The sequence below is a fragment of the Microbacterium umsixpiens genome (assembly GCF_053543675.1).
In genome coordinates, this window is sequence record NZ_JBLVOH010000144.1 from 6,001 (window position 1) to 7,672 (window position 1,672).

Sequence of the window (1,672 nt, forward strand, 5' to 3'; positions counted from 1 at the left end):
CCCCCGCGACGAGGTCGGCCGCCGAGATCCAGCCGCCGAGCGGGCGCAGGAACACTCCGACGAGTGTCCGCAGCAGCGAGGCGGTACTGCCGGGGCGTGCATCGATGTCGTCGAGCACGGGCGCGGCGGCGAGGTCAGAAGTCACCGGACTCCAGGACATCGCGCACGGCCAGGACCCCGGTGATCGTCTCGGCGTGCGAGGTGCTCAGCGGGGAGAGCCCGAGGCGGATGCCGTCGGGGAAGCGGAAGTCGGGGATGATGCCGTCGGCCCACAGCCGTCGCGTCACGTCACGGAAGTCCGGGTGGCCGATCGTCACGTGGCCGCCCCGGAGATCAGCGTCGCGCGGGCTCAGCAGCCGCACGCCGAGAGGTGCGAGCACCTCGTCGTACGCGCGCACCGCGAGGTCGGTCAGCGACTGCGACTTTGCCCGGACACCGGCGATCGTGGACTGCTCGATGAGGTCGAGCATCCCCTGCATCGCGAGCATCGACGTCACCGGCGGGGTGCCGCTCAGCAGCTGACGGATGTCTCCCGACGGCACGTACTCCGGGCCCATGGCGAAGATGTCGGCGGCGCTCCACCAGCCCTGGATCGGCTGACGCAGCACGCCCTGCAGTCCGTGGCGCAGGTAGGCGAAGGCGGGGGAGCCGGGCCCGCCGTTGAGGTACTTGTAGGTGCAGCCGACGGCCATGTCGACGCTCCACTCGTCGAGCTGCATCGGGATCACCCCGGCCGAATGGCAGAGGTCCCACATCATGAGCGCGCCCGCGTCGTGCACCGCCGCCGTGATGCCGGGCATGTCCACCAGGGCACCGGAGCGGTAGTCGACGTGGCTCAGCGAGACCAGGGCGGTGCGTTCCGACACGACGGCCTCGACGTCGGCGACGGTCACCCCGTGCACGGGATCGGGTTCGAGCCAGCGCAGGGTCATGCCCGTCTCGGCGGCGACGCCCTCGGCGAGGAAACGGTCGGTGGGGAAGTTCCCGGCCTCGATCACGAGCTCGGTGCGGTCAGGGTCTGCTGCTGCGGCGGCGCGCATGAGCTTGTAGATCAGCACGCTCGTCGAGTCGGCCACGACGGTCTGTCCGGCGGCTGCGCCGAGCGCGACCTGACCGATGCGGTCGCCGAGCTCCATCGGCAGTGCCATCCACTGCTCGTCCCACGAGCGGATGAGCCGCGTGCCCCAGTCCTCGCGCACGAACGCGGCGAGCTTCTCCGGGATGTCGCGCAGCGGGCGGCCGAGCGAGTTGCCGTCGAGGTAGGCCGTGACGCCCGGAGCCTCGGCGAACGCGTCGAGGTGGGCGCGCAGCGGATCGGCGGCGTCGAGGGCACGGGCGGCGTCGAGCAGGTCGGTGTCGCGGGGGTCGGTCATGTCACACCTTCAGGTCGGCGGGGGTGAGGGGGCGGGCGTCGAGCGGGTCGGCGGCCGCCGGGGTGCCCCCGGGGAGGAGCAGGAGATTCGAGGCGGGGTCGAGCGGGTCGACCGGGGAGAGCGCTCGCCAGAGGGTGGCGTCGTCGAGCCCGGCCTCGCGGAGGGCGGCGATCTCGTGCGGATTCAGGTCGACCGGCATCGGTCCGTTGCCCAGATCGGTGCCGTAGAGCACGGTGCCACCCGCCGCGTGGAAACGGCGGACGTTGTCGATGGCGATCTCGCGCTCGGGGTCGTCGTGG

Annotated in this window: 1 protein-coding gene and 1 pseudogene; both read right to left on the minus strand. The window is 71.9% G+C overall.

Annotated features, from left to right (window positions below; genetic code table 11):
• Positions 1–134: 134 nt before the first annotated feature.
• On the minus strand, positions 135–1,373 hold the full coding sequence (locus ACNPM4_RS14275) for a kynureninase (protein WP_448986090.1): 1,239 nt from the start codon (positions 1,371–1,373) through the stop codon (positions 135–137).
• Between the two features lies 1 nt (position 1,374).
• Positions 1,375–1,672 (minus strand): annotated as a pseudogene (locus tag ACNPM4_RS14280) (amidohydrolase family protein); the annotation flags it as partial.